This is a genomic window from Clostridium tarantellae (genome assembly GCF_009295725.1).
In the GTDB taxonomy this organism is placed as follows: Bacteria; Bacillota; Clostridia; order Clostridiales; family Clostridiaceae; genus Sarcina; species Sarcina tarantellae.
In genome coordinates, this window is the sequence record NZ_WHJC01000599.1 from 1 (window position 1) to 660 (window position 660).

At 29.7% G+C, this 660-nt stretch carries 1 protein-coding gene; it reads left to right on the forward strand.

Annotated features, from left to right (window positions below):
* Window positions 1-196: 196 nt before the first annotated feature.
* Entirely contained in the window at window positions 197-343 is a 147-nt protein-coding gene (locus GBZ86_RS17580; protein WP_170272321.1) for a hypothetical protein, read from the forward strand.
* Window positions 344-660: the final 317 nt, after the last annotated feature.

The window sequence follows — 660 nt, forward strand, 5'->3', positions numbered from 1 at the left end:
CATCAATATATAACGCGGCTCAAAATGGAGTTCCGCTAGAAAAAATTTTCGAGCAACTTAAAGTAGCTTAAGAAAGTGTTTTTCTATTCAACTGTAAATTTATTCAAGTGAAAATGCACTATTATAGTTAATAAGTTATTTAGGACCTATTTATGAATTATTAGATGGAAAATATGCTGAAGCATTAGGTGCACAAATGGCATCAGATTCTTGGAGAGCTGCTGGAAAAATACTGCAAATGGCATTATCAGAAGCTAGTAAACTAGCTGGAAAAACTGTAAGTGGTGCTTTTGCTGTTGCAGAGTTAGCATATTATGCATATCAATGCAAGGGTGAATTATAAATAATTTTTATCAATTAGTTTGAAAAATAAAAAATATAAAATAAATTTTAAGTTAGATAAATATAAATAAAAATGTAGTTGTGTTTTAAATATAACTACATTTTTTTATTTAAACTTTTTTAAAAGTTTATTGATGAAGTGAAACGAAATCAACAAAAGGGTCCAGGATCTCCTGGCACGTACTCTTTGTTAAAAGAGTATAACGTGCTATATTCTTTTTACAAGAATATCCTTTTTTGCCCATCTTTGTGGGTCAAAAAAACACACGCTGTGTGTCAGAAAAACCCACTTTGTGGGTTAAAAGTATCACTTAGAAT

Bases quoted from the DNA above. Each gene is read 5' to 3' on its own strand.
- GBZ86_RS17580 (WP_170272321.1), top strand. From the start codon at position 197: ATGGCATCAGATTCTTGGAGAGCTGCTGGAAAAATACTGCAAATGGCA.